This window comes from Pseudoxanthomonas koreensis (assembly GCF_041890415.1).
Taxonomy (GTDB): domain Bacteria; phylum Pseudomonadota; class Gammaproteobacteria; order Xanthomonadales; family Xanthomonadaceae; genus Pseudoxanthomonas; species Pseudoxanthomonas koreensis_A.
In genome coordinates this window covers 61,077-87,526 of the sequence record NZ_CP169056.1, presented here as the reverse complement: position 1 = coordinate 87,526, position 26,450 = coordinate 61,077, and the positions used below count along the sequence as shown (strand labels likewise).

Sequence of the window (26,450 nt, the reverse complement as noted above, 5' to 3'; positions counted from 1 at the left end):
ACACTCGCGCGTTCACGCCGAAGGAGGGCCGCTTTGGTCCCGAGCTGGATCCTGCTGCTGGTGTCGATCGGCTATGCGGCGCTGCTGTTCGCGGTGGCATGGTTCGGCGACCGCAGGCCGATGTACCCGCACCGGCCGTGGCTGCGCCCGGTGGTCTACAGCCTGGCGCTGGCGGTGTACTGCTCGTCGTGGACCTTCTACGGCGCGGTGGGCAGCGCGGTACGCAACGGCATCGGCTACCTGCCGATCTACCTGGGGCCGATCCTGTTGCTGCTGTTCGGCTGGCGCATCATCGAGCGCCTGGCGCTGATCGCACGCAGCCAGAACACCGTCTCCATCGCCGACTTCATCTCCGCCCGCTACGGCCGCTCGCGGCGGTTGGCGACGCTGGTGACGGTGATCGCTCTGCTCGGTGCGGTGCCGTACGTCGCCCTGCAGTACAAGGCGGTGGCGATGAGCCTGTCGGTGCTGTCCGGCCACGACGCCGGCCAGGGCGCGGTGACCGCCGACCCGGCGCTGTACGTGGCCCTGCTGATGGCGCTGTTCGCCGCGCTGTTCGGCACCCGCCAGGTGGATGCCACCGAGCACCACCACGGGATGATGCTGGCCATCGCGCTGGAATCGGTGGTCAAGCTGATGGCGATGGTCGCGGTTGGAGTGTTCGCCTGGGCCTGGCTGGGCGGCCAGGAGCTGCGCATCGCCGACTCGGCCCGCACCCTGTTCCAGCAGGCGCCGCCGGTCGGCTTCGTCTCCCAGACCCTGCTGGGCTTCCTGGCCATCGTGTGCCTGCCGCGCCAGTTCCAGGTGGCGGTGGTGGAATGCGGCGACGTGGCCGACATCCGCAAGATGCGCTGGATGTTCGGTGGCTACCTGCTGCTGATCTCGGTGATGGTAGTGCCGATCGCCGCGGCCGGCGTGGCCCTGTTCGGCAGCGACGGGCAGGTGTCCAGCGACACCTTCGTGCTGGCCCTGCCGCTGGCGCAGGGCCGCGACGCACTGGCACTGGCGGCCTACGTGGGCGGGTTTTCGGCGGCCACCGGCATGGTGATCGTGGCCAGCATCGCGCTGGCCACGATGGTCAGCAACGACCTGGTGATGCCGGTGCTGCTGCGCCGCGGCTGGGGCCAGCGCCATGCCGCCGCCGACGTCGCCTCGCTGGTGCTGTGGGTACGCCGGGCCGCGATCGTGCTGCTGTCGCTGTGCGCCTATGCGTACTACCGCTGGATCGGCGGCGATACCAGCCTGGCCGCCTACGGGGTGATGACCTTCGCCGCGGTGGCGCAGTTCGCGCCGGGCCTGATCGGCGGGCTGTACTGGCGCGGCGCCAGCCGCCGTGGCGTGGAGTTGGGCCTGGTGACCGGTTTCGCCACCTGGGTCTACACCCTGCTGCTGCCGGCGCTGGCCGACTCGGGGCTGTTCCAGGCGCCGTGGATGGAGCATGGCCCGTTCGGACTGCTGTGGCTGCGACCGCAGCAGCTGTTCGGACTCAGCGGCTGGGACGCGCTGACCCACGGCACCTTCTGGTCGCTGCTGCTCAACAGCGCGGTGATGATGGTGGTGTCGGCGCGCTGGCGGCCGGACATGGACGAGCGCCTGCGCATCGCCCCGTTCCTGGACCCGTATGCGCAGCGCCAGGCCCTCGGCCACGGAGAATGGACCGGCAACGTCAGCATCGGCGAGCTGATGGCACTGGCCAGGCGCATCGTCGGCGAGCGCCATGCCGACCGCGCGTTTTCCGAGCATGCCCGCACCCTGGGCGGCGAGCTGCAACCGGCACTTGTCGCCGACCGGGCCTGGATGCAGTTCACCGAGCGCCTGCTGGCCGCCTCCATCGGTGCGGCCTCCGCGCGCCTGGTGCTGACCAGCGCGCTGAGCGGCTCGGGCATGGAGCTGGGCGAGGTGGTGGCCCTGCTGGACGAGGCCGGCCAGGAGCTGCGCTTCAACCGGCAGGTGCTCTCCACCACCCTGGAGAACATCAGCGCCGGAGTCAGCGTGGTGGACCCGGACATGCGCCTGGTGGCCTGGAACCGCCGTTACCAGCAGATGTTCGGCTATCCGGCCGGGATGCTCTACGTGGGCCGCCCCGTGGCCGACCTGATCGGCTACAACGCCGCCCGCGGCGAGCTGGGCGAGGGCGACATCGGCGAGCACGTGCACAAGCGCATCGAGCACATGCGCGCCGGCACCCCGCACGTGTTCGAGCGGGTGCGCACCGACGGCAGCGTGATCGAGATGCGCGGCCAGGCGCTGCCGGGCGGCGGCTACGTCACCAGCTACAACGACATCACCGCCTACAAGCACGCCGAGCAGGCCCTGCGCGAAGCCAACGAGACCCTGGAGCAGCGCGTGGCCGCGCGCACCCGCGAGGCCGAGGACGCGCAGCAGTCGCGTACCCGCTTCCTGGCCGCGATCAGCCACGACGTGCTGCAGCCGCTGAACGCCGCGCGCCTGTTCGCCTCGGCCCTGCGCGACGGCGCACCCGAGGAGCAACGGCACCTGGCCGAACGGGTGGACGCCTCGCTGCGCGCGGCCGAGGAACTGCTCGACGGCCTGCTCGACGTCTCCCGCCTGGACACCGGCGCACTGCAGGCCGAGTTGACCGTGTTCGACGCCGGCGAACTGCTGCGCGAACTGGCCGCCCAGTACGCACCGGTGGCCGCCGGCCGCGGCCTGGGCCTGCGCGTGCACGCGCGCAGTTGCACCGTGCGCAGCGATCGCCGGTTGCTGCGCCGGGTGTTGCAGAACTTCCTGGCCAATGCGCTGCGCTATACCCGCCAGGGCCGCATCGTGCTGGGCCTGCGCGTGCGCGGCGACGACGTGGTGCTGCAGGTATGGGACAGCGGCCCGGGCATCCCCGCCCCGCATATGCGCCAGATCTACGACGAGTTCCACCGCTACGAGCAGCCGTTCGACTGGGGCGAGCGCGGCCTGGGCCTGGGCCTGTCGATCTGCCAGCGCATCTCGCGCCTGCTGGGCCATGGCCTGGACGCGCGCAGCCAGGTGGGCCGCGGCAGCATGTTCTCGATCACCGTGCCGCGCGCCGATGCCGACGCGACCGTGGCGCCGGTGCCGGCACTGGCCGCCTCCGGCTCACTGGCCGGGCTGCGCGTGCTGTGCGTGGACAACGACCGCGAGATCCTCGACGGCATGCGCCTGCTGCTGGCGCGCTGGGGTGCCGCGGCGATCACCGCCAGCACCGTGGATGACGCGCTGGCGCGCGTGGCCGACAGCGCACCGCAGGTGATGCTGGTGGACTACCACCTGCATGACCGCATGGATGGGCTCGACACCCTGGACGCACTGCGCCGCGCCGGTGGCCCGATCCCCGGCGCGCTGCTCACCGCCGATGGCCGCGACGCGCTCAAGCACCACGCGCGCCAGCGCGGCTACCTGCTGCTGACCAAGCCGGTGAAGCCGGCCTCGCTGCGCGCGTGGCTGGCCGCGCAGGTGCCGGCCGGCGACCCCGGGCGGCTGTCATCCGGTGTTCAGCCGGGCCCTGTTTTCTAGACGACGGAGGCAGCAGACCGGCTGCCGGATCGGGGACCAGCACATGATCGCATTCGCTTTTCACAGCTCGGCCCGCGTCGGCATCGCCGCGGCTGCCATTGCCCTGGCCGGCTGCTCCGGCGCGGGAGCGGCTGACACCGCCGCCGACACCGCGGCTACGCCGGGCCAGATCGACACGTTGCCGCTGGAACGCGGCTACTACGTGCGCACCGACGACACCTGCGCCACCGCGTCCGGTGCCACCACCGCCCTGCTGCGGCGGGAAGGGCTGTTCTGGGGAGGCTCGTTCTGCAGGTTCGCCGGGATCGAGCAGACCGGCCCGACCACCTTCCGCGTGCAGCAGGCCTGCGGCGACCACCACGGCGCGCCGGAACCGACCCCGGCCGAATGGGTCATCACCGACCGCACGTCGTTCTCCCTGCGCGACAGCGAGGGCTGGGAACACGCGGCCCGACTGTGTGCACAGCAGGACATGCCCGTGCACTTCCGCGACACCGACATCGCCGAACTGATCCGGTAACAGGCCGCACCGGTGCGGCCCGCCGGCTGCGGCGGCGCCCCGGGCTGCTCCCAGATGGTGGGCCCACCAGGACTCGAACCTGGAACCAAGGGATTATGAGTCCCGTGCTCTAACCATTGAGCTATGGGCCCGCGCTGGAACGCGAGTGTAGTGGAGCGGCGCGGGCAGCGGCCAGCGTGCCGTGCGGGCAAAAAAGCGAAGGCCCCGCACCGGGCGGGGCCTTCGACTCGACCAGGCGTGCAGCGGCCGGCTTACTCGAGGTCGAGGAAGCTGCGCAGCTGCTCCGACCGCGAGGGATGACGCAGCTTGCGCAGCGCCTTGGCCTCGATCTGGCGGATGCGCTCGCGGGTGACATCGAACTGCTTGCCCACTTCCTCGAGGGTGTGGTCGGTGTTCATGTCGATGCCGAAGCGCATGCGCAGCACCTTGGCCTCGCGCGGGGTCAGCCCGGCCAGCACGTCGCGCACCGTTTCCATCAGGTTGATGTCGGTGGTGGTGTCGATCGGGGACTGCACATTGGTGTCCTCGATGAAATCGCCCAGGTGCGAGTCCTCGTCGTCGCCAATTGGCGTCTCCATGGAGATCGGCTCCTTGGCGATCTTCATGACCTTGCGGATCTTGTCCTCGGGCATGTCCATTTCCTTGGCCAGCTCCTCCGGGGTGGCCTCGCGGCCGTACTGCTGGAGCATCTGCCGGGAAATGCGGTTGAGCTTGTTGATCGTCTCGATCATGTGCACCGGGATGCGGATGGTGCGCGCCTGGTCGGCGATCGAGCGGGTTATCGCCTGGCGGATCCACCAGGTCGCATAGGTCGAGAACTTGTAGCCGCGGCGGTATTCGAACTTGTCCACCGCCTTCATCAGGCCGATGTTGCCTTCCTGGATCAGGTCCAGGAACTGCAGGCCGCGGTTGGTGTACTTCTTGGCGATGGAGATCACCAGGCGCAGGTTGGCCTCGACCATTTCCTTCTTGGCCTTGCGCGCCTTGGCTTCGCCATAGGCCATCTGCCGGCCGATCTCGCGGATGTCGGCCAGGTCCAGGTACATGGCCTGCTCGATGGCGATGGTGGCTTCCTGCTCGGCGATGATCTGGTCCTTGACGTCACGCAGCGCCGAGGACCACTTCTGCTTGCGCTTGAGGACCTCGTCCACCCAGCCCAGGTTGATCTGGTTGCCGTCCCAGGAGCGGATGAAGTCGCGGCGCGGCATCCGGGCCACGGTGGTGGCCAGGTACAGGACGCGGCGCTCGTGGTCCTTGATCTGGCCCATCATGTCGCGCAGCTTTCGCACCAGCACGTCGGTCAGCGGCAGCGGCAGCTTGAACGAGACGAACTGCTCGGCCATCTCGGCGCGCAGCTTGACCACGTTCTTGGCCTGCGGGCCGCCCTTGGCGTGGGCGCGCTTGAACTTGGCGTACGAGGCGGCCATCTCATCCATGCGCCGCGCCACTTCGGCCGGGTCCGGGCCGGTGGGGCCGGCCTCGGCCTCGTCGTCGCTGGAATCGTCGGCGTCCTCGTCCTCTTCGGCATCCGCGTCCGAAGCGGTGTCAGCAGCGGGGGCGGGAGCGGCGGCAACCGGCTCGGGGACCTCGTCGAGCAGGTCGTTGAAGCCCACCACCACTTCGGCCAGGCGCTTCTTGCCGGCCCTGTGCAGCTCGAACTCCTCCAGCAGCAGCTCGATCGTCCACGGGAAGCTGCCCAGCGCGGCCTGGACCTGGCCCAGGCCTTCCTCGATGCGCTTGGCGATGGCGATCTCGCCCTCGCGGGTCAGCAGTTCCACCGTGCCCATCTCGCGCATGTACATGCGCACCGGGTCGGTGGTGCGGCCACCTTCCGAATCCAGCGCGGTCAGCGCGGCGGCGGCTTCCTCGGCGGCGGTGTCGTCGATCTCGCGATTGCCGGTGTTGCCGTCATTGAGCAGCAAGGTCTCGGCATCGGGCGCGACCTCATGGACATCGATGCCCATGCCGTTGATCATGCCGATGATGTCTTCGATCTGCTCCGCATCGACGATATCGTCGGGCAGGTGATCGTTGACTTCGGCGTAAGTCAGGTAGCCCTGCTCCAAGCCCTTGCTGATGAGCTGCTTGATTTCGGATTGGGCTGGACGTTCGTTGGCCATCTGGCGCGCCACCGTCTGTGGGTAAGAGAACCTAGCATTATAACAGGCTGCCGCTCTGGCGGCCCGTTTGACCTTTCAAGTCAACAACTTGCACCGCTTCCTGTTCAGCTGGGTCAAACCCGCAGGAGGAAGGTGACCGGGCCGTCGTTGACCAGGCCAACCACCATATGGGCGCCGAACCGGCCGCTTTCCACCCCCCCGGCGTGGGCCTGGCGGCACGCATGCAGCAATTGGCTGAAGGTCGCTTCGGCCTCGTGCGGCACGGCTGCGGTACTGAAGCCGGGGCGCATGCCGGCGGAGGTATCGGCGGCCAGGGTGAACTGGCTCACCAGCAGCAGGCCGCCCTGCACGTCGGTCAGCGACAGGTTCATCTTGCCGGCATCGTCGGCGAACACGCGGTAACCCAGCAGCTTGCGGGTCATGCGCTCGACCTGCGCGGGGCCGTCGCCGGGCTGCACGCCGACCAGCGCCAGCAGCCCCGGCCCGATCTGGCCAATGACCTGTCCATCGACCTGCACGCTGGCCTGGGTAACGCGCTGGATCAGGGCGAGCATGGTGTCCTCCGCATTGGCCGCGGACCGGACTGGGACGCGGGCCGCTAGACTGCCGGCCATGTCCGCGCATCGCAACGCCCGCCTGCTGGTCGCCGTCGCATCGCTGGCCGGGCGCCTGCCCTGGCCGGTGCTGTACCGGCTGGGCGATGCGGTTGCCGCGCTGTGGCGCTGGAGCGATGCGCGCGAGAGCCGGGTTGCACGGCGCAACCTGGAGCTGGCCTTCCCCGGCATGGACCCGCCTGAGCGCGCGGCCCTGCACCGCCGGATCCTGCGCACCACCGCGCGCCAGGCGCTGGAAACCCTGAAACTGTGGACCCGGCCCGCACCGGGCAACCTCCAGCGGCTGCTGCGCGAACGCCACGGGGAAGCACTGTACGACGCCGCGCTGGCCGCCGGCCGCGGGGTGATCGTGGCCGCGCCGCACTTCGGCAACTGGGAACTGCTCAACCAGTGGCTGGCCTCGCGCGGGCCGATCGCGGTGGTGTACCGGCCGCCCGAGTCGGCCACCGGCGACGCCTTCCTGCAGCAGGTCCGCGGCCTGGACAACGTGCGCCAGGTACGTGCCGAAGGGCCGGCCGTGCGCCAGTTGTGGAAGGTGCTCAAGCAAGGCGGCGCGGTCGGGATCCTGCCGGACCAGCAGCCCAAGGCCGGCGATGGGGAATTCGCGCCGTTCTTCGGCGTGCAGGCGCTGAGCATGACCCTGCTCTCGCGCCTGGCCGAGCGTACCGGCGCGCCGGTGCTGCTGGCCTGGTGCGAGCGCATCGGCGATGGGCCGCAGTTTGCCCTGCACGTGGAGCCGGCCCCGGCCGCGATCGCCGATCCGGACCCGCAGGTGGCGGTGGCCTGCCTCAATGCCGAAGTCGAACGCATCGCCCGGCGCGAGCTGGCCCAGTACCAGTGGACCTACAAGCGCTACACCCTGCGCCCGCCGGGCAGCGGGGAATCCACGCCCTACGCGCGACAATGATCAACGGCGGGCGTGCCCGACCCGCGCCGAACGCTTAGGATCGGGGACCACCGCTGCCGGCCGCACCTGCCCGTGACCGATTCCCCGGACCTATTCCCTCCCGACCTGCCCCGCATCGATCACACGGGCGGATGGCAACCGCTGCCCCGGCGCGGCGCGCTGCTGTACGCGGCCGCCACCGGCCTGACCCTGGGAGTCAGCATCGGCCTGGGCCTGGGCGTGGCCGTCAGCGTCGTGTTCGACCTTGAGCGCCTGCGCACGATCCTGGTGGTGGCCGCACTGGTGCTGCTGGCCGGCGCGGCCTTCGGCGTGTTCCGGCACCGCAGGATCGGCTGGAAACTCGACGCCGACGGCTTCGCCACGCGCCGCGGCGGGCTGTGGTGGTCTGAGACCCTGGTGCCGGTTTCGCGCGTGCAGCACCTGGACCTGGAACGCGGGCCGCTGGAGCGGCGCCTGGGCCTGGCCACGCTGGTGGTGCACACGGCCGGCACCCGCATGGCCGCGGTGAAACTTCCACTGCTGGGCTTCGCCGACGCCGAGCGCCTGCGCGAGCACCTGGCGCGCCAGGTCGCAACCGACGACGCCCTGTGAGCGAGACCGACACCGACGCCACTGCGACCGGCACGCCCGACCAGCGCCTGCATCCGTGGTCGTGGCTGTTCGTGCTGCTGCAGCAGTTGCGCCAGTTCATCGTGCCACTGCTGGTGCTGATGTTCGCCGGCCGCGGCGACCACGATGCCTGGCCATATGCCGAGTACGCCGAGTACGCGCCGCTGGCCGGCGTACTGGCGCTGGTGGTGGTTTCGGTGCTGCAGTACTTCACCTATCGCTACCGGATCGGCGCTGAAGGCATCAGCATCCGCAGCGGGTTGCTGCAGCGGAACCTGCGCGAGATCCCGTTCACCCGCATCCACAACGTCGGCGTGCACCAGTCATTGCTGCACCGGCTGTTCGGCGTGGCCGAGGTGCGGCTGGAGTCGGCCGGCGGCAACAAGCCCGAAGGCCAGATGCGCGTGCTTGGCCTGCAGCAGGCGCTGGCGCTGGAGCAACTGGTCCGCCACCACGGCAGCGGCGCGGCGACCACGACAGGCATTGCGGAAAGGCCGGACGGGGCGGCGCCTGCCGGGCAGGCCGAGGGCCGCACGCTGCTGTCCATGCCACTGGGCGAAGTGGTGCGGATGGGCCTGGTCTCCAACCGCGGGATGCTGGTGGTGGCCGCCGCCGCAGGCCTGGTGGCGCAGGCCAGTCCCGAGCGCATGATGGGCAACTGGCTGGAACAGCAGGTGCGCGGCGCGGCCGGCTATGCCGAGCAGTTGCACCTGGGGTGGCTCGGGATGGCAAGTGCGGCCCTGGTGCTGGTGGCGGTGGCCATGGCTGCCATCCGCCTGTTGTCGGTGGCTTTGGCCCTGAGCCAGTACTACGGCTTCCGCCTGATCCAGACGCAGGGACGGCTGGTGGTCGAACGCGGGTTGTTCGCGCGCCTGCGCACCAGCGTTGCGCCCCGGCGCATCCAGGCCTGGTACCAGCAGGAAACCCTGCTGCACCGCTGGTTTGGACGCCGTGCGCTGCGCATCGATACCGCTACCGGCGGCGGCGAGAATGATCCGCGCAAGCTGCGCGAACTGGCACCGATCGCCACGCCCGCCGCGTGCGAGGCGCTGTTCGTCCACCTGCTGCCGGGCGTGCAATGGCCACCGGCCGCATGGCAGGGCGTGCCGCGCCGCTGCTGGTGGCGGCTGTTCGCCAGCTCGGTGCCGTGGACCGTGTTGCTGGTGGCGGTGCTGTGGTGGCACCTGGGGCCGTGGAGCCTGCTGGCCGCGCTGTGGCTGCCGTGGTCGGCGTATGCGGCGTGGCAGCAGGCCGGACGCCTGGGATACGTGGTGGATGCACGCCTGCTGGCGGTGCGCGGTGGCTGGTGGTCGCGCTGGTGGCGCATGGCCGAGCTCGACAAGGTGCAGGCCCTGCAACTGCAGCGCTCGCCACTGGACCGCCTGCTGGGCACCGCCAGCCTGTGGCTGGACACGGCCGGGGCTGGCCCGCTGTCGCCACCGTTGCGCATCCGCTTCCTGCCGCACGCCGAAGCCAGGGCCCTGCATGCGCGCCTGGGCCGGGTGCTGGCCGCGCGCCGGATGCGCTGGTAGGCCGGCGCGGTTCAGGTCGGCGGCAACGTCCAGCCGAACAGGTCCATCGCCGCGGCAAACCCGTCCGCTGGCGCGGCCGCCACCTGCAGCAGGCGGCCGTCATGCGGATGCGGGAAGCCCAGCATCCATGCATGCAGCAGCATCCGGTGCACGCCACGCATGCGGAAGGTGCGGTTGTGGCGGCCATCGCCGTGGCTGGTGTCGCCGATCAGGTGGTGCGAGGCATGCTTGAGGTGGCGACGGATCTGGCGGAAGCGGCCGCTCACCGGCGTGCATTCCAGCAGCGCGTAGCGCGAGGTCTGGAAGCCCGACGACGGCTCGGCCAGCTCGCCTGTCGCCAGCCGGCGGAAGTGCGTGGTCGCGGGCTTCTTCTGCGGCTTGCCGGGCCCGCCGTCGAGGGGATGATCGATGGTGAATGCCTCTTCCGGCCAGCCGCGACACACCGCCAGGTAGCGCTTGTCCAGTTGCTGCGCCATCACCGCCCTGCCCAGCGCCGAGGCGGTGTCGCGGTCGAACGCCAGCAGCAGGCAGCCGCTGGTGGCGCGATCGAGGCGGTGGACCAGGAAGATCGGGCGGCCGAACTGCGCGCGCAGGCGATCAGCGGCAAAGTCGGTCTCGTGGGCGGCCAGCACGCTGTCGTGCACCATCAACCCTGCCGGCTTGTCGACCACCGCCAGGCACCCGTCCTCGTACAACACCGGCAATGCTGACGGCATCTTTCCTCCTCGGCACCACGGTCCCGGCCTCGTCAGCCGTGCCACCGCGCATCTGCGAAACTGTGCGGCATCACGCCGTCCCCGGAGACCATGGATGATCGCCAGCAGACCAATTCTCGCATTCGCCCTGGCATTCGCCTTCGCCCTTGCCTGCGCGCCGCTGCGCGCGCACGCCCCGGCACCGGCATTGCCCAAGGGTGTGGTCGCCGGGCCCAGCGTCGAAGGCATCAGTGAGTACACCCTGGGCAACGGCCTGCGGGTGCTGCTGTTTCCCGACGCGACCAAGCCCACGGTCACCGTCAACCTGGTCTACGGGGTCGGCTCGGTGCACGAGAACTACGGCCAGACCGGCATGGCCCACCTGCTCGAACACATGCTGTTCAAGGGCACGCCGCGCCACGACGACATCAGCGGCGAAATGAAGCGCCGCGGCATCAGCTACAACGCCACCACCTCGCTTGACCGCACCAACTACTTCGCCGCGTTCCCCGCCAGCGCGGAAAACCTGGAGTGGGTGCTGGGGATGGAGGCCGACCGCATGCTGCGCTCACGCCTGGACAGGGCCGACCTGGACAGCGAGATGACCGTGGTGCGCAACGAGATGGAAGCCGGCGAGAACAATCCGGCCGGAGTGCTGTTCAAGCGCCTGCGTGCGGTCGCCTTCCTCTGGCACAACTACGGCAACTCCACGATCGGCGCGCGCGCAGACGTGGAAGGCGTGGACATCGACCAGCTGCGCGCCTTCTACCGCACCTGGTACCGCCCGGACAACGCCACCCTGATCGTCGCCGGGCGGATCGAGCCGGACGCTGTGCTGCGCAAGGTGCAGGCCACGTTCGGCCCGCTGCGCAAGCCGGCATCGGCAATGCCCCGGTCCCCGACCGTGGAGCCGGCCCAGGACGGCGAGCGCGCGGTGACCGTGCGCCGCAACGGCGGCCTGCGCCTGGCCGCGGCCGCCTACCACATCCCCGCCCGCACCCATGCCGACAACGCGGCCCTGGCGGTGCTGGCCGAAGTGCTGGGGCACACGCCGGGTGGCCGCCTGCACCGGACACTGGTGGAGCCGCATGTGGCCGCCGGTGCCGGCGCCCTGGCCGAAGGCCTGGCCGATGCCGGCTTGTTCATCGCATTCGTGGTGCAGGTTCCGGAAGGGGACCCGGACCGGGCGCAGGACATGCTGCTGGCCCAGGTGGAAGCCCTGGCCGACGCGCCGGTCACCGACGAGGAAGTGGCGCAGGCCAGGCAGCGCATCGCCAATGCCTACGAGCGCAACTTCACCGACGTCAACGCCGTGGGCATGGCCCTGTCCGAATTCCAGGCGGCCGGCGACTGGCGCCTGCTGTTCACCAGCCGCGATGCGATCGAGGCGGTCACCGCCGCGGACGTCAACCGGGTCGCGGCCACCTACCTGCGTGCAGGCAACCGCACCCTGGGCCGCTTCGTGCCCACCGACGCGCCGGACCGGGTCGAAGTTCCCGCCGCCCCGCCCGCGGCCAGCGTGGTGGCCGGCTACACCGGGCGTGCGGCGGTGGAGGCGGGCGAGCAGTTCGACCCGGACCCGGCCAACCTGGAAGCGCGCACCGAGCGCCTGGTCATCGGCGACGGCCTGCAGGTCGCGTTGCTGCCCAAGCGCACCCGCGGCGGCACGGTGGTGGTGGAAGGCCTGTTCCGCTTCGGCGACGAGCACTCGCTGCGCGGCCGCAGCGCGGCGGCCGGCCTGGCCGGGGTGATGCTCATGCGCGGCTCGCAGCAGCTCACCCGCGCGCAGATCGACAGCCGCCTGCAGGCGCTGCAGACCACCGGCGGCGTGGGCGGCAACCTGCAGGGCGCCAGCCTGTCCATGCTCAGCCGTCGCCAGCATCTGCCCGAGGCACTGGCGCTGCTGGCCTCGCTGCTGCGCGAGCCGGCGTTCCCCGCCGACGAGTTCGAGCAGTTGCGGCTGCAGGCGATCACCGGGCTGGAAGCCACCCGCATGGAACCGGGCAACATCGCCAGCCAGGCGCTGGCGCTGCACTTCGATCCGTGGCCGGAGGGACACCCCTACCACGTGGAAACCCTGGACGAATCGCTGGCCCGGGTGCGGGCGATGCGGCGCGAGGACCTGGTCGCCTTCCATCGGGATTTCTACGGCACCGCGCGCGGCGAAATCGCGATCGTCGGCGACTTCGACCCGGCCGCGGTGAAGCAGCAGTTGCAGCAACTGTTCGCTGACTGGCGCAGCCCCAACTCCTACGCGCCGGTGGGCACCGCGTACGCGCCGGTGCCGCCGGTGCAGCTGCGCCTGCCCGCGGTGGACAAGCCCAATGCGGTGTTGATGGCCCGCCACAACATTGCGCTGAGGGTGACCGACCCGGACTACCCGGCGCTGATGGTGGCCAACCGGGTGTTCGGCGGCGGCGCGCTGAAGTCGCGGCTCGGTGACCGCATCCGCCAGAAAGAGGGCCTGAGCTACTCGGTCTCCAGTGCGGTCAACGCCGACGACAGCCACGACGGCCGCGATGACGCCGGCAGCTTCACGATCCAGGCCATCGCCGCGCCGCAGAACATCGAGCGGGTCGAGGCGGCGGTGCGCGAGGAACTGGCGCGCCTGGTCGCCGAGGGCATCACCGCCGCCGAGCTTGAAGACGCGGTGTCCGGGCTGCTCAACCAGCGCCGGCAGGCGCGCGCCGAGGACCGCAGCGTGGCCGGCATGCTGCGCGACCAGCTGTACTTCGGCCGGACCATGGCATTCACCGCAGGGCTGGACGAGCGCTTCCAGACCTTGACCCTGGAGCAGGTGAACGCGGCGATCGGCCGCCACTTCAAGCCGGAGCAGCTGACGGTAATCACCGCCGGTGACTTCGGCGCCGAGCCGGCAACGCCGTAACGGAGGTGGCCTGCGCTCAGCCGCGCCGCGGCAGCGCGGCCACGATTGCCCACAGCCCGCCGATGCCGGCCACCCAGGCCGGCGCCGGCACGCCCAGCAGACGCGGCCCGCCGGCCTCCAGCGCATACAGCACCGCGGCCACCAGCAGCAGGCCGCTGCCGAGGATGGCGGCCACCGAGCGGCGCTGCATCACCTTGAGCGTATGCGCCAGCTCGGCCAGGTCGGGCGAGCGGATGGCGGTGCTGTGCCGGCCCTGGACCTGCTGTTCCAGCCAGGCATGCAGCAGGCGCGGCATCTCCGGCGCACGGGTCATCAGTTCCGGCGCGCGCGCGCGCAGCTGGCGCAGCAGCCGGCGCGGGCTGTAGCGCTCGCGCAGGATGCGCCCGAGCACCGGGCTGGCCACCGCCCAGATGTCCAGCCGCGGGTCCAGCTGGCGGCCGACGCCCTCGATGTTGAGCAGGGTCTTCTGCAACAGGATCAGCTGCGGCTGCAACGTCAGCTGGTAGCGCTGCGCGGTGCGGAACAGCTTGGCCAGCACCTGGGCCAGCGAAATCTCGCTGAGCGGGCGGGTGAAGTACGGCTCGCATACCGCGCGGGTGGCCGCCTCCAGTTCCTCGATGCGCACGTCGGCGGGCATCCAGCCGGCTTCCACGTGCAGCTCGGCGATGCGGCGGTAATCCTGGCGGAAGATGGCCATGAAGTTCTCGGCCAGGTAGTACTGGTCCTGGTCCGAGAGCTGGCCGACGATGCCGAAGTCCAGCACGATGAAGCGCGGGTCGTGGCGTCGCGCCGGGTCATCGTCCACCCAGATGTTGCCGGCGTGGGCATCGGCGTGGAAGAAGTTGTCGCGGAACACCTGGGTGTAGAACACCCGCACGCCCTTGGCCGCCAGCACCTTGCGATCGATGCCGGCCGCATCCAGCGCAGCGATGTCGTCGGACGGAATGCCGCGCACCCGCTCCATGGTCATCACCCGCTGCGCGGTGTGGGTCCACACCACCTCGGGCACGTACAGGTCCGGCGAATCCTTCCAGAACCGGCGCATCACGCTGGCATTGGCGCCCTCGCGCTGCAGGTCCAGCTCGGCGGCCAGGGTGGACTGGATCTCGTCCACCACGGCCTGCGGCCGGATCCTGTCGGCATGCGGGTGGGTGCGATCGACCAGCGCGGCCAGCGAGCGCAGCAGGGTGATGTCCGCATCGATCTGCGCCTCGATACCCGGGCGCAGCACCTTGACCACCACCTCGCGCCCGTCGTGCAGGCGCGCGGCATGCACCTGGGCCACCGAGGCCGAGGCCAGCGGGGTGATGTCGAACGCGGCAAATGCGGTGGCCACCGGCTGGCCCAGCGCCTGCTCGACGATGGCGCGCGCAACCTCGCCATCGAACGGGGCGACCTGGTCCTGGAGCAGCGCCAGTTCTTCGGCGATGTCGGCCGGCACCAGGTCGCGGCGGGTCGACAGGATCTGGCCGAACTTGACGAAGATCGGCCCCAGCGCCTGCAACGCCAGGCGCACGCGCGCACCACGCGGTTGTGTGGCAATCGCGGCCGGGGCGCGCGGCGCGAATGGCCGCGCCAGGCGCAGCCAGGGTGCAAACGCGGTACCGGCCAGCAATTCGTCCAGGCGATGACGCAGGATTACCCGGCCGATCCGCCAGGCGCGCAGTGCCGCCCTCATGGCGTGCGTCCCGCCGCATCCAGGCGGGCAACGCGCACGGCCAGGCGCTCGACGTCGTCGCGCAGTGCATCGACGTCGTCATGGAAGGCGGCCAGCTCGCCTGCGGCAGCGACCTGGCGTGCCTCCTCGGTCAGGTACTCGGCACCGGAGCGGGCCAGGCCCGTGGCCGTGCGGCGTGCACCTTGCAGTGCTGCGGCGGCGGCATTGGCCACCTGCACGCCGACCACCTCGCCGAACGCGGCCACGAACGGTTGCTGCCAGTCCGGATCGAACGCGCTGGCCAGTTGCTGCAGGCGCCGGGCCAGGTCGGCATCGCCGGATACGTGCAGGCGTCCGGCCGGGCGCGCACGCGCGCCTTCGGCAAAGAACGGCAACTGCCCGAGCAGCCCGGCCAGAGTGCCGCGCACGGCCAGGTCCGGCGCATGCAGCGGCGGCCCGACCTGCAGGTGGCCCTGGTGCACGCTGATGTCCAGCGCCAGCGGCGGTGCTTCCAGGGCCAGCGACACCCGCCGGCCATGCAATGGCATCAGCGCGTCGCGGGTGTCGGGGTCCAGCGCCACGGCGCGGTTGAGCGCGGCTTCCAGGGCGCGGCCGGCCAGCGGTTTGAGGGCATGCAGGGGCGTGGACATGGCCGGCATTCTACCGGCCGCCACCCCGGCCGGGCGGATCGGCAGCGTGCCGTCCCGATCGCATGCCCGCGGACCTGTCGTTGCGGTGACCGGTCACCACGCAGGTATTCAAGTACGCGCCGGCGCCGGGCACCGCGCGGCTCGATCCGCGATCAGTGAGCGCCGGATCGAGCCGGGTAGACGAGCCGGGTCGATTGGACGCCCTAGACCTTGCGTCCGCGCAGCAGCGAGACCGCGCCCAGGATCAGGAACACGACAAACAGGATCCAGGCGATGCTGGTGGCCGTGCCGGCAATGCCGCTGAAACCCAGCAGCGCGGCGATCACGGCGATGACGAAGAACACGACGGCGTAGTGCAGCATGTAGGCAACCCCTTGGTGAAGCCCTTGGCGGGCGGTTGCCGCAGATGGTGCTGGGGATGCGGTCGCGATCAGGTGATGGAGGGCGCCTGTGGCCATGCGGCCTTCAGCCTGGTGAGCCCTGCGTCAAACGACACCTGGGGCACGTAGCCGAAGTCACGCCGTGCCGGCTCCATGCTGTACCAGTGCGCGGTGCTGAGCTGTTCGGCCAGGAAGCGCGTCATCGGCGGTTCGCCGCGCAGCATCAGCAGCGGCCACAACCGCTCGCACACCGCGCCGATGCGCCAGGCGGCCTTGAACGAAATGGACCGGGTCACCGGCGGTGCACCTGCAGCCTGCAGCAGGCGGTTGAGCACCTCGCGGATCGGCAGCGGCTCGCCGTTGGAAATGAAATAGGCCTTGCCGGCGCAGGCGGCGCCCGGCGCCAGGTGCGCGAATGCATCCAAGTGGGCCTGCGCGGCGTTGTCGATGTAGGTGGTGTCCACCAGGTTGTCGCCGCTGCCGACCAGGCGCAGGCGCCCGGCATGCGCACGCTCGACCAGGCGCGGCAGCAGCTGTGCGTCGCCCGGCCCCCAGATCAGCCGCGGACGCAGCGCCACCACTGCCAGGGTGGAGTCGCTGGCGGCCAGCGCTTCCTGTTCGGCAATGGCCTTGGTTGCAGCGTAGGGCGCCTGGAAATCTTCGCCGTATGGCACCTCGTCGGCGCCCAGGCCCTCCACCGGATGGCTGGCACGATGGGTGACGCTGGGCGTGGAGGTGTAGACCAGCCGGCCCACGCCATGCGCGCGGCAGGCGGCGATCACGTTGCGGGTGCCGATCACGTTGGCCTGGAAGTAGCTGGCATGGCTGCCCCAGGCGCCGGCCTTGGCTGCGTTGTGGAACACCGCGTCAGTGCCGGCCACCGCATGCGTCACCGCGCTGGCGTCGGCCAGGTCTCCGCGAATCTGGCCCACGCCCATGGCCGCCAGTTCCGGCGAATGCCGGCGCTGGAAGCTCACCACCTCGTGCCCTTGCGCGCGCAGCCCGCGGCACAGTGCCTGGCCGAGGAAGCCACCACCACCGGTGACCAGGATCTTCATGCCCTCGCTCCGATGCGGGTGGCGGCCCAGGCGGCCAGCGTCTCACGGCCGATCTTGGCGTTGTGGCGGATGTCGACCGGGAAGCCGGGGTGGCACAGGAACACGTCCACGCGCGCGGTGTGCGCATGACGCGCGCCGATGGCGCGCAGCCCGGCTTCGATGCCGGCGAACTCACGCCGGTGCACGCCCGGCGCCAGCTCGACGCACAGCACCGGCTGCAGCGCGCCCGCCGGGCCCACGCCCACCAGCGCGGTGCGGCGCACCTGCGGGTGGACGTTGAACACCGGCTCCACCTGCTCGGTGTACAGCGGCCCGTCGGCCGTCTCCACCCGCTGGGTCTTGCGCCCGCAGAACCACAGCCGGCCTTGCGCATCGAACCAGCCCACGTCCCCCATCCGGTGCACAATGCGCACGCTGCCATCGCCCAGGCGCTCGCTGATCTTGGCCGCGCGCGTGGCCGCCTCGCGGTTGAAGTAGGCGTCGGTGGCGGTGGGCCCGGCCACGGTGATCTCGCCGACCTCGCCGGCCGCCAGTTCGCGCACCGCCGACCAGTCCGCGATGGGCGCATCGTCGATGGCGATGATCCGCACCTGGTTGGGCGGCACCGGCCGGCCCACGCAGGTGCCGGCGCCGGACTCGGTATCGGCGCGCGTGCCTTCCAGCTCGCGGCCTTCGATCACCGCCACGGGCAGGCATTCGGTGGCGCCGTAGGGCGTCCAGAACTGGGCGTCGTCCGGCAGCAGGGTGCGGATCCTGGCGACGACCTCGGCCGGCACCGGCGCCCCGGCCGAGGTGACCCGACGCACCGTGGGCAGCGGCGCACCGTGGTCGGCCAGCACCTTCATCAGCGCCGGCGAGCCGAACAGCTGGGTCACCCCGAAGCGGGCGATGGCCGCATGCAGCTTGCGCGGGTCGGCGCGGGCCGGGCGGGTGGGATCCATGTCCGGGATCACCGAGGTCAGGCCCAGCGCCGGATCAAACAGGGCAAACGGCGGGAAGGTCGGCAGGTCCACCCCGCCCGGTTCCAGGCCGAAGGCCTCGCGCAGCAACCAGACTTGGGCGGCGAAATGGCGGTGGCGGTACACCACGCCCTTGGGCACGCCGGTCGAGCCGCTGGTGAACAGGATGCCGGCCACCTCGTCCGGCGCGGTGTCCGCCAGTTGCGGACCGCTGCCGGCGCCGGCGCGCTCCACCTGCGCCAACGTGGGGCCACCCCAGCCCCAGCGCGTGCCCACCGTGACCAGCTTGTCCGCCGACCTGGCCCAGCCCAGCAGGCGCCGCGCCAGGTGCGCCAGCGCAATGCCGATGAAGGCTTCGGCCTGGGCCTCGTCCAGGCATTGCTTCAACGCATGCCGGGCAATGCCCGGATCAACCAGCACCGGCACCGCCCCGGCCTTGAACAGCGCGAACATCAGCAGGAAGAACTCAGGCGAGGGGCGCACCATCACCACCGTGCGGGTGCCGCGGCCGATGCCGTGGCCGGCCAGCCCGGCGGCGATGGCGTCGCTGCGTGCGTCCAGTTCGCCATAGGTCAGGGTGAGGGAATAGGCACCGTCGCGGCCGGGGCAATGCATCGCCACCCGCCCGGGCGCGGCGGCCGCCAGCCGCGGCAAGGCTGCGGCGATGTTGCAGGGATCGGTCATCGGCCGATTATCGCCGATGGCGCGCGTCCGCCACGGCAGGTCGCCGGCAAGGCCGGCTCCTGCACGGGCGCCAGTTGCGGCAGAATCGCGCATCCATCCCCAGCATTGCCGCGCAAGGCCCGGCTCCCCATGCATCCCTGCCTGACCTGCGGTGCCTGCTGTACCCAGTACCGCGTCGCCTTCCACTGGATGGAGTCGGACGAATGCACCGGCGGCGGGGTGCCGGCAGGCATGACCGAGCGCCTGGATGCCCATCGCCTGTGCATGCGCGGCACCTATTCGGCGCCGGTGCGGTGCGTGGCCCTGGATGCGGAGATCGGCGTGCGCTCGCGCTGCAGCATCCATCCCAACCGGCCCTCGGTGTGCCGCGAGGTGGATGCTTCATGGGAGTTCGGCGTGCCCAGCCCGCAGTGCGACCGCGCCCGCCTGGCCCACGGCCTGCCGGTGCTCACCGCCGCGCACTGGCGCTGGCGCGACGATGCCGGCAACGACGACGACCACCCGGACGACAACGGCAACAGCCCGACCTCGCCGCCGGTCACGCCGATCGCAGCATGACCACACGACGAGCCAGGTGACACTGCTCCTGCAGGAGCCCGTCTTGCGGGCGACCTCGCAGCACGGAACAACTCCGCCGCGTCACACCTCGCCGCGGTCGCCGGCAAGGCCGGCTCCTACGAGGGTAGACGTCAGGCCGGCAGCGGATGCGCGTCGAGGAAGGCGCGGATCGCCGGGACCAGCACCTCGTGCTTGTCCTCCAGCACATAGTGGCCCGCATCATCGAAGGCCATGACCTGCGCCTGCGGCAGGTCGGTGCGGAAGCGTTGCAGGAAATGATGGTCGAACACGAAGTCCTTCAGCCCCCAGCCGATGAAGGCCGGGCGGTCGGCGAACGACGCCAGCGCATGGCCCGCCGCTTCCAGCAGCGGCCAGGCCGGATCCTTCGGCGAGAGCGGGATGTCCTGCATGAAACGCACGGTGGAGATGCGGTTGCGCCAGCTGTCGTAGGGCGCGACATACGCGGCGCGCACGTCCGCCGGCATCCTGCGCTGCACGCCCTGGTACGAGGCACCGGACGAAAACGCATTAAAGCTGCGGATCAGCACCTCGCCGACGAAGTAGTCGCGCCCCAGTGCGATCTGCCACGGCATCGGCTTGGCCGCCGGCATCGGGAAGGCGGCCGTGTTGAGGATCACCAGCCGCTTCACCTGGGCGGCGTGCGCCAGCGCCCAGCCGAAACCGATCATCCCGCCCCAGTCGTGCACGGCCAGGGTCACCGGGGTGTCGTCGTCGATGCCGGCGTGGTGCAGCAGAGCCTGCAGGTCGTCCACCCGCGACTGCAGCGTGTAGTCGTAACGCGGCGTCGCACCCGGGCGGTCGTCGGGCTTGTCCGACAGCCCCATGCCGACCTGGTCGGGCACGATCACCCGGTACGGCTTGCCGGGCGCGGGGTCGACCAGCCCGGCCACCAGCGTGCGCCAGTAATAGCTCCACGACGGGTTGCCGTGCAGGGCCACGACCACCTCGCCGTCGCGCGGGCCCTCGTCCAGGTAGGACATGGCGATGCCGGGGCGCACGTAGAAGCGCTGCGGATGGGAAGGGTAGCCGGGGAACTGGGGCACGGCGGCGTTTTGTGCGGGGACCGCGCATTGTAGGCCAGTGCGGCGCGGGGCCGTCCCGGCGCTGCCGTGCCTGCGACGACCGCCAGCGATACCATGCACGCCCGCACCGGAACCGACGCCATGCCCACGCCCCCGCCTTATCTCGAAGACGACCAGATCCAGCACCTGTCCGACCTGCTCGAGCAGCGTGCGGTGCCGTTCAAAGGCCTCAACCTGGAAGCCCTGGATGGATTCCTCTCGGCCCTGGTGGTGTCGCCGTCGCTGGTGATGCCCAGCGAATGGCAGCCGCTGGTCTGGGGTGGCCAGGCGCCGCGCTGGGAAAGCGAGGACGAAGCGCTGCAGGTGCAGCTGCTGCTGATGGGCCACTGGAACATGTGCGCCGCGCGCACGCGCCTGGACGGCGATTCCCTGCCCGACCACCTGGCGCCGCTGCTGTGGCTGCCCGAAGACCCGGAGCTGACCGGCGAGGAAGCCCTGCACGAGGACGAGCTGGACGTGGGCCGCGACTGGGCGCTGGGCTTCTTCACCGCAGTGATGCTGCGCGAGCAGGATTGGGACCTGTGGCTGGACGAGCACGACTGGATCGAGGAGATCTTCGACCACCTCGACCGCCTGGCCAGTGGCGAGGCGATCAACCCCGACGACCCGACCGCAGCGGCCACGCCGGTGGGCTACCGCGAACGCCTGGCCATCGTTATGGACCTGCCCTCGATGCTGGCCGACCTCAACCACCACCGCGTGCACGCCCTGACCCCGCGCAAACCGATCCGCCGCGAAGAAGGCCCCGGCCGCAACGACCCCTGCCCCTGCGGCAGCGGCAAGAAGTACAAGAAGTGCTGCGCGGTGCATTGAAGCCGGCGCCGTGAGTGGATCCTTCGACGCCCTGATGGCGCGCGTGCGCGCCTGCTGCCTGTGCCAGGCGCACCTGCCGCTGGGTTGCCGCCCGGTGCTGCAGGCCTCGCCGCGCTCACGCGTGCTGATCGTCAGCCAGGCCCCCGGGCGCAAGGTCCACGACACCGGCGTCCCCTTCAACGACGCCAGCGGCCAGCGCCTGCGCCAATGGCTGGGCGTGGACCCGGCCGCGTTCTACGACGCGGACAGGTTTGCCATCGTACCGATGGGGCTGTGCTTCCCCGGCACCGGCAAGAGCGGCGACCTGCCGCCGCGACCGGAGTGCGCCCCGACCTGGCACCGCCCGCTGCTGGCACACCTGCAACAGGTGCGGCTGACCCTGGCCATCGGCCAGTACGCGCACGCCGGCGTGCTGGTGGGCAGGCGCGGGCGCACCCTCACCGACACCGTGCATGACTGGCGCCAGCACCTGGAGCGCGGCGTGCTGCCGCTGCCCCACCCGAGCCCGCGCAACCGGCTGTGGCTGCAGCGCAACCCGTGGTTCGAGGCCGAGGTGCTGCCGGAACTGCAGCGGCGCGTGGCAGAGGCGATCGGGTGAGGGTGGTCGTCACCGGGCCGGGGACGTAACGACGCGTGGCCTGGCCCGGCGTCCGGCTTTCCTTGCAGGTGCCGCGCCCGAGTCCAGGGAAAAAAACAGGCCGGAAATTTTCCTTGCAGCAGAAATGCCGACGCCCGCGCAAGGCGGGCGTCGGGCGAAGCCGGTCAGCGTCTCCGGGCCTGGCTTACCACTCCACCTCGGCCATCGAGCAGTTCAGGCCCGAACCAATCCCCAGCAGGGCGATGCGGTCGCCCTTCTTCAGGCGGCCCAGTTCCTTGAGCTTGCTCAGCACGATCGGCACCGAGGCCGGGCCGATGTTGCCGTGCTCGCCGAAGATGGTCATGACCTTCTTCGGGTCCACGCCCAGTGCCTTGATGAAGGCCTGGGTGTGCGGGCGGCTGACCTGGTGGATGACGAACTGGTCCAGCTCGTCCACCGCCCAGCCCAGCGCGATCTTGGCCGCGGAGAAGGTCTTGGTGGCCAGCTTGATGCCCTCGATCAGCAACAGCCGGGTGTCGGTGACCATGCGGTCCAGGTTGCCGCGGCACAGCTGGTTGAACTCGGTGGCCGAGCGGGTCACCCCGCCCTTGTAGCGCGGTGCGTCCGGCACCAGCTCGCGCCGGGCCAGGACCATGGCGGCGGCACCGCAACCCAGGGTCAGGGCGGCCATCTCGTCGCGGAACTGCTGCGCGGTGACGTCCGGCGCCATCATCCGCTGCAGGGTCTTTTCGTACAGCAGGTTGGCCGTCTCGCCATCGACCACGAGCGCGTAGTCGATCTCGCCGCGCTCGAGCATGCGGGCGGCGATGTCCATGCCGTTGATGAAGGCCAGGCAGGCATTGGCGACGTCGAAGGTCTGGCACTCGTCGCCCACGCCCAGGTTGCCGGACACGATGGACGCGGTGGATGGCTCCAGGTAGTCGCGGCTGACGGAGGTGTTGACCAGCAGGCCGACCCGCTCCACGCCGATGCCGGCATCCTCCAGCGCCTTGCGCGCGGCCAGGGTGGCCACGTCGGAGGCCTGGATGCCGTCGTCCCACAGGCGTCGGGCGTGGATCCCGGCGATGTCGCCGAGCACGTCCACGCGGATGCCGAGCCGGTCCAGGGTCGGCTTCAGGCGCGCGTTGATTTCCTGCGAGGTCAGCGTGTGCGGCGCATCGACATGCGCCAGCCCCGCGATGGAGACGTTCTTGAAAAGCATGGCTTCACGCGCGCCAGTCGGCGAAAGGACCGACAATTCTACCGGTTGGATGGCGTTACCGCACCTGCGGGTACGGAAATGCCGCGCCCGTTCAGGGAGCGCAGCGCCAGCCGGCGAAGCGCTGGCTGCCGCCGACGGGTTCGCCCAGGGGCTGCAGGACGTTGGCGCCCAGGCCCGGAGCCTCATTGCGGGCGAGGGTTTCCAGCTCGTCGCGGACCTTGACCCGGTTGCGCCGGTAGAAGGCCACGTTGTGCTTGACCGACACCTCCACCTCGCCCTGCCTGGTGCAGCCGGCGGGCGCCGCGCCTGCGGCAATCACCCGCACCGCCTTGGCATCGGGCTGGAGCGGCACCCAGGTACAGGCGGCCAGGAGCAGGGCGGGAACGAGCAGGGCGGCAAGGCGCAGGGTCATGGGACGGGTCCGGATTGGGCGGTCGGCAGGCCAAGGCTGCCGGGCGCAGGATGAACGCCATGGTAGCGGGGCCACTGCATGGTGTGCGTATGCGCGCCTGCAGGTGCCGGGCGGTCAGGGGGCCGGCGGGTTGCCGTCGGCGTCCACCACCTGCACCTTGCCCAGGCCCAGTGCGCGCACCGGCTGCTCGACCTGGTCCAGGTCGCCCACCACCACCCACACCAGGCGGTCCGGGTCCAGGGTAGTGGCGGCCTGCGCGACCTGCTGCGGGGTCAGCGCCTCGATCCGGGCCTTGCGCTGGAACACGTAATCGTCGGGCCGGCCGTAGCGGACGATGCCACCGATGGCCCCCATCACTGCACGCCCGGTCTCGAATGCGCCGGGCAGGCTGCGGCTCTCGGTGGCCTGGATCTTCGCCACTTCGGCGGCGGTCGGCGGCGCCTTGCCGCTGGTGTACTGGCGCATCTCCCGGTCCAGCTCGGCCAGCGCATCGGCGGTGCGGTCGATCTGCACCGGCGCGAACGCCAGCCACGGCCGCTGGCCCAGCGCACCGGAGGCGTAGCTGTAGGCGCCGTAGGCCCAGTGCTTGTCCTCGCGCAGGTTCATGTTCAGGCGCGAGGAAAACTCCCCGCCCAGCACCGCGTTGGCCACGTCGAATTCGATGGTGTCGGGGTCGGTGGTCGAGGGCACCACCTGGCCGGCCAGGATGGTGGCCTGCACCGCGCCGGGCTGGTCGATCAGGTACACCGCCGCTGCGGCCGGACGCTGCACCACCGGAATGGTGCTGGTGGCCGGCGCCGGGCTGGCCGCCTTCCAGTGGCCGAAGTGCTTGTCCAGCAGCGGCATCACCTCTTCCAGGGTGGTATCGCCCACCACGATCAGGGTGGCGCCATCCGGACGCACCCACTGGGCGTGGAAATCCACCAGGTCCTGGCGGGTGAGTGCGGCGATGGAGGCCTCGTTGCCGCTGCCGCTGAAGGGGATCGCATACGGGTGGCCGGCACCGTACAGCAACGGCGGCAGCACGCGCTGGGCGGCGCCGTTGGGGCGCGCCTTCTCCTGGGCGATGCCGGCCAGCCAGGTGGCGCGCACCCGCTCGATCTCCTTCTGCTCGAAGCGTGGCCGCTGCAGCATGTCGGCAAACAGGGCCAGTGACGGGTCCAGGTTGTCCTTCAGCGCCGACAGGTAGGCATTGCCACCATCCAGCGACGCCCCCGCGCCCAGTGCCGCACCCAGTGACTCGGCGCGGTCGGCAAAGCCCAGGGCGTCCAGCGTGCCGGCGCCTTCGTCGAGCATGCCCATGGTGAAACTGGAGGTGCCCAGCTTGCGGCCCTGGTCGGCGGCAAAGCCGCCCTTGAACTCGTAGCTGAACTGGACCACCGGCACCGCATCGCGGCGGGCCAGGATCACTTCGGTGCCGTTGCCAAGGCGCGCGCGCTCCAGGGCCGGGAACTTCAGCTCCGGGAAGCGCTCGGGCATCGGCGCGCCGAGGCTGCGGTCCACAGCCGTCGGGCTGGCACTGAAGCGCGGGTCGGCCGGCGGCAGCTCGAACGGCGCCGGGGTCGGCGAGGGCTCCTCGGCCAGCACGGTGCGTGCACCGGGGACCACGACCAGCGTGTGCGAGCCTTCGCCCAGCCAGCGCCGGCCTGCGGCCTGGAGGTCGCGTACCGTGGCCTGCTCGATGAGCGCCAGGCTGTGGCGGTAGCAACCCGGGTCGCCCGTGTACACGGCGCATTCGGCCAGGGCATCGGCCTTGCCGCCGAAGCCGCCGATGCGCTCGGCCCCCCGCACCACCTGCGCCTTGATCACGGTCCGGGCCTGCTGCAGCTCTCCGGCCGTGGGGCCGTCGGCCAGCAACCGGTCGATTTCCTCGGCCACGATCGCCTCGACCTTCGCCGGGTCCACGCCCTGCTTGACGTCGGCGGTGACGTAGAAGGTGGACGCCAGCTCGAACGGTTGCACGTAGGCGCTCACCTTGTCGGCGAGCTTTTCCTCGAACACCAGGCGGCGGTCCAGGCGCGAGCTGCGGCTGCCGCCCAGCACCCGTGCAAGCACGGCCAGGTAGTCGGCATCGGCACTGCCATAGCGGTCCACGCTCCAGGCGCGGTAGATGCGTGCCTGCGGCACCTGGTCGGTCATCGTCTCGTGCGAGGTGGCACGTCGGGCCGGGCCGGCGCTGACCCGCTCCAGGCGGGGGCCGGCCGGGATGTGGCCGAAGTAGCGGGCGGCCTTCTGCCTGGCGGTGGCCAGGTCGATGTCGCCGGCCAGCACCAGCACCGCGTTGTTCGGGCCGTACCAGGCGCGGAACCACTGCTTGACGTCCTCCAGCGAGGCGGCATTGAGGTCGTTCATCGAGCCGATCGTGCTGTGGTGGTACGGGTGGCCCTTCGGGTACAGCGCGCGGTAGATCGCGTCGTCGGCCTGGCCATAGGGCTGGTTCTCGCCCTGGCGCTTTTCGTTCTGGACCACGCCGCGCTGTTCGTCCAGGGTCTTCTGGTCGATCGCGCCGAGCATGTGGCCCATCCGGTCGGACTCCATCCACAGCGCCAGGTCCAGCGCTGTGGTGGGCACGTTCTGGAAATAGTTGGTGCGGTCCAGCCAGGTGGTGCCGTTCATGTCGGTGGCACCGACCAGTTCGAACGGCTCGAAGTACTCGCCGCGGTGGTTCTCCGAGCCGTTGAACATCAGGTGCTCGAACAGGTGGGCAAAGCCGCTGCGGCCGGCCGGCTCGTCCTTGCTGCCCACGTGGTACCAGATGTTCACCGCCACGATCGGCGCCTTGCGGTCGGTGTGGACCACCACGCGCAGGCCATTGGGAAGAGTGAACCGCTCATAGGGAATCAGCGCCTCGGCTGGGGCGGCATCTTCCATGGCGTGCAGCGGTGCCAGGCCGGTCGCGCCGAGGGAGGCGGCAACGGCGAGGACCAGGGCAGCGGTGCGTGACCGGCGGAATGCCTTCATGGGGGTGCTCCAGGGCGGGGATGCC

At 70.7% G+C, this 26,450-nt stretch carries 21 protein-coding genes and 1 tRNA gene; 9 read left to right on the top strand and 13 right to left on the bottom strand.

The genetic code is table 11. The features are described from left to right. Positions 1 to 33 precede the first annotated feature (33 nt). Together ACEJ41_RS00380 and ACEJ41_RS00375 are read left to right on the top strand one after the other, a co-directional pair. Positions 34 to 3,507 carry a PAS-domain containing protein gene (locus tag ACEJ41_RS00380; RefSeq protein ID WP_374012833.1) on the top strand — a complete coding sequence of 1,158 codons (3,474 nt, stop codon included), beginning with the start codon at positions 34 to 36 and terminating at the stop codon, positions 3,505 to 3,507. Between the two features lie 43 nt (positions 3,508 to 3,550). Continuing rightward, positions 3,551 to 4,027, top strand: a complete 477-nt coding sequence (locus tag ACEJ41_RS00375) for a hypothetical protein (RefSeq protein WP_374012832.1) — start codon at positions 3,551 to 3,553, stop codon at positions 4,025 to 4,027. Between the two features lie 55 nt (positions 4,028 to 4,082). Here the strand turns inward: ACEJ41_RS00375 and ACEJ41_RS00370 are convergent. The 3 genes from ACEJ41_RS00370 to dtd all read right to left on the bottom strand — a co-directional run bounded on the left by ACEJ41_RS00370 (position 4,083) and on the right by dtd (position 6,701). After that, a tRNA-Ile gene (locus tag ACEJ41_RS00370) sits at positions 4,083 to 4,158 on the bottom strand. A 120-nt stretch (positions 4,159 to 4,278) separates the two neighbouring features. After that, a complete protein-coding gene (gene rpoD / locus ACEJ41_RS00365; RefSeq protein WP_374012831.1) occupies positions 4,279 to 6,147 on the bottom strand; it encodes an RNA polymerase sigma factor RpoD in 1,869 nt (622 codons plus the stop codon). Between the two features lie 113 nt (positions 6,148 to 6,260). Beyond that, entirely contained in the window at positions 6,261 to 6,701 is a 441-nt protein-coding gene (dtd, locus tag ACEJ41_RS00360; RefSeq protein WP_374012830.1) for a D-aminoacyl-tRNA deacylase, read from the bottom strand. A 58-nt stretch (positions 6,702 to 6,759) separates the two neighbouring features. Between dtd and ACEJ41_RS00355 the strand changes: the two genes are divergently transcribed. The 3 genes from ACEJ41_RS00355 (at position 6,760) to ACEJ41_RS00345 (ending at position 9,809) form a co-directional block, all read left to right on the top strand. Beyond that, the gene (locus ACEJ41_RS00355; protein WP_374012829.1) at positions 6,760 to 7,668 is read left to right on the top strand and encodes a lauroyl acyltransferase; all 909 of its coding nucleotides are present in this window, start codon (positions 6,760 to 6,762) and stop codon (positions 7,666 to 7,668) included. A gap of 72 nt (positions 7,669 to 7,740) precedes the next feature. Then, positions 7,741 to 8,259: a PH domain-containing protein gene (locus tag ACEJ41_RS00350; RefSeq protein ID WP_374012828.1), complete on the top strand. Its 519-nt coding sequence runs from the start codon at positions 7,741 to 7,743 to the stop codon at positions 8,257 to 8,259. Then, entirely contained in the window at positions 8,256 to 9,809 is a 1,554-nt protein-coding gene (locus tag ACEJ41_RS00345; RefSeq protein WP_374012827.1) for a PH domain-containing protein, read from the top strand. The genes ACEJ41_RS00350 and ACEJ41_RS00345 overlap by 4 nt, the downstream gene beginning before the upstream one ends. 11 nt (positions 9,810 to 9,820) lie before the next feature. Here ACEJ41_RS00345 and ACEJ41_RS00340 read toward each other — a convergent pair whose 3' ends face one another. Next, positions 9,821 to 10,525: a pseudouridine synthase gene (locus ACEJ41_RS00340; protein ID WP_374012826.1), complete on the bottom strand. Its 705-nt coding sequence runs from the start codon at positions 10,523 to 10,525 to the stop codon at positions 9,821 to 9,823. Positions 10,526 to 10,619: 94 nt separating this feature from the next. On the opposite strand from ACEJ41_RS00340, the gene ACEJ41_RS00335 reads away from it, so the two are divergent. Next, the gene (locus ACEJ41_RS00335) at positions 10,620 to 13,391 is read left to right on the top strand and encodes a M16 family metallopeptidase (RefSeq protein ID WP_374012825.1); all 2,772 of its coding nucleotides are present in this window, start codon (positions 10,620 to 10,622) and stop codon (positions 13,389 to 13,391) included. A 16-nt stretch (positions 13,392 to 13,407) separates the two neighbouring features. On the opposite strand, the gene ubiB is transcribed toward ACEJ41_RS00335, so the two are convergent. The 5 genes from ubiB to oleC all read right to left on the bottom strand — a co-directional run bounded on the left by ubiB (position 13,408) and on the right by oleC (position 18,779). Continuing rightward, a complete protein-coding gene (gene ubiB / locus ACEJ41_RS00330) occupies positions 13,408 to 15,069 on the bottom strand; it encodes a ubiquinone biosynthesis regulatory protein kinase UbiB (RefSeq protein ID WP_374012824.1) in 1,662 nt (553 codons plus the stop codon). Further along, positions 15,066 to 15,698 (bottom strand): SCP2 domain-containing protein, encoded by a 633-nt coding sequence (locus ACEJ41_RS00325; RefSeq protein WP_374012823.1) that lies wholly within the window; start codon positions 15,696 to 15,698, stop codon positions 15,066 to 15,068. The genes ubiB and ACEJ41_RS00325 overlap by 4 nt, the downstream gene beginning before the upstream one ends. A gap of 203 nt (positions 15,699 to 15,901) precedes the next feature. Then, complete coding sequence (locus tag ACEJ41_RS00320; RefSeq protein ID WP_374012822.1) at positions 15,902 to 16,060, bottom strand: DUF1328 domain-containing protein; 159 nt, start codon at positions 16,058 to 16,060, stop codon at positions 15,902 to 15,904. Positions 16,061 to 16,128: 68 nt separating this feature from the next. After that, complete coding sequence (gene oleD / locus ACEJ41_RS00315; RefSeq protein ID WP_374012821.1) at positions 16,129 to 17,136, bottom strand: 2-alkyl-3-oxoalkanoate reductase; 1,008 nt, start codon at positions 17,134 to 17,136, stop codon at positions 16,129 to 16,131. After that, entirely contained in the window at positions 17,133 to 18,779 is a 1,647-nt protein-coding gene (gene oleC / locus ACEJ41_RS00310) for an olefin beta-lactone synthetase (RefSeq protein ID WP_374012820.1), read from the bottom strand. Before oleC ends, oleD begins: the two co-directional genes overlap by 4 nt. Positions 18,780 to 18,908: 129 nt before the next feature. Here oleC and ACEJ41_RS00305 point away from each other — a divergent pair, with 129 nt between their 5' ends. Continuing rightward, positions 18,909 to 19,337 carry a YkgJ family cysteine cluster protein gene (locus ACEJ41_RS00305; RefSeq protein ID WP_374012819.1) on the top strand — a complete coding sequence of 143 codons (429 nt, stop codon included), beginning with the start codon at positions 18,909 to 18,911 and terminating at the stop codon, positions 19,335 to 19,337. A 131-nt stretch (positions 19,338 to 19,468) separates the two neighbouring features. Here ACEJ41_RS00305 and ACEJ41_RS00300 read toward each other — a convergent pair whose 3' ends face one another. Next, positions 19,469 to 20,401 (bottom strand): alpha/beta fold hydrolase, encoded by a 933-nt coding sequence (locus tag ACEJ41_RS00300; RefSeq protein ID WP_374012818.1) that lies wholly within the window; start codon positions 20,399 to 20,401, stop codon positions 19,469 to 19,471. A gap of 120 nt (positions 20,402 to 20,521) precedes the next feature. On the opposite strand from ACEJ41_RS00300, the gene ACEJ41_RS00295 reads away from it, so the two are divergent. Both ACEJ41_RS00295 and ACEJ41_RS00290 read left to right on the top strand, forming a co-directional pair. Next, entirely contained in the window at positions 20,522 to 21,253 is a 732-nt protein-coding gene (locus ACEJ41_RS00295; RefSeq protein WP_374012817.1) for a UPF0149 family protein, read from the top strand. A 34-nt stretch (positions 21,254 to 21,287) separates the two neighbouring features. Beyond that, positions 21,288 to 21,851 carry a uracil-DNA glycosylase family protein gene (locus ACEJ41_RS00290; protein WP_374014018.1) on the top strand — a complete coding sequence of 188 codons (564 nt, stop codon included), beginning with the start codon at positions 21,288 to 21,290 and terminating at the stop codon, positions 21,849 to 21,851. Positions 21,852 to 22,035: 184 nt separating this feature from the next. Here the strand turns inward: ACEJ41_RS00290 and ACEJ41_RS00285 are convergent, their stop codons facing one another. The 3 genes from ACEJ41_RS00285 to ACEJ41_RS00275 all read right to left on the bottom strand — a co-directional run bounded on the left by ACEJ41_RS00285 (position 22,036) and on the right by ACEJ41_RS00275 (position 26,425). Further along, positions 22,036 to 23,052 carry a 3-oxoacyl-ACP synthase III gene (locus tag ACEJ41_RS00285; RefSeq protein WP_374012816.1) on the bottom strand — a complete coding sequence of 339 codons (1,017 nt, stop codon included), beginning with the start codon at positions 23,050 to 23,052 and terminating at the stop codon, positions 22,036 to 22,038. Between the two features lie 91 nt (positions 23,053 to 23,143). After that, positions 23,144 to 23,464, bottom strand: a complete 321-nt coding sequence (locus ACEJ41_RS00280) for a DUF4156 domain-containing protein (RefSeq protein ID WP_374012815.1) — start codon at positions 23,462 to 23,464, stop codon at positions 23,144 to 23,146. Between the two features lie 114 nt (positions 23,465 to 23,578). Beyond that, entirely contained in the window at positions 23,579 to 26,425 is a 2,847-nt protein-coding gene (locus ACEJ41_RS00275; protein ID WP_374012814.1) for a M16 family metallopeptidase, read from the bottom strand. Positions 26,426 to 26,450 lie beyond the last annotated feature (25 nt).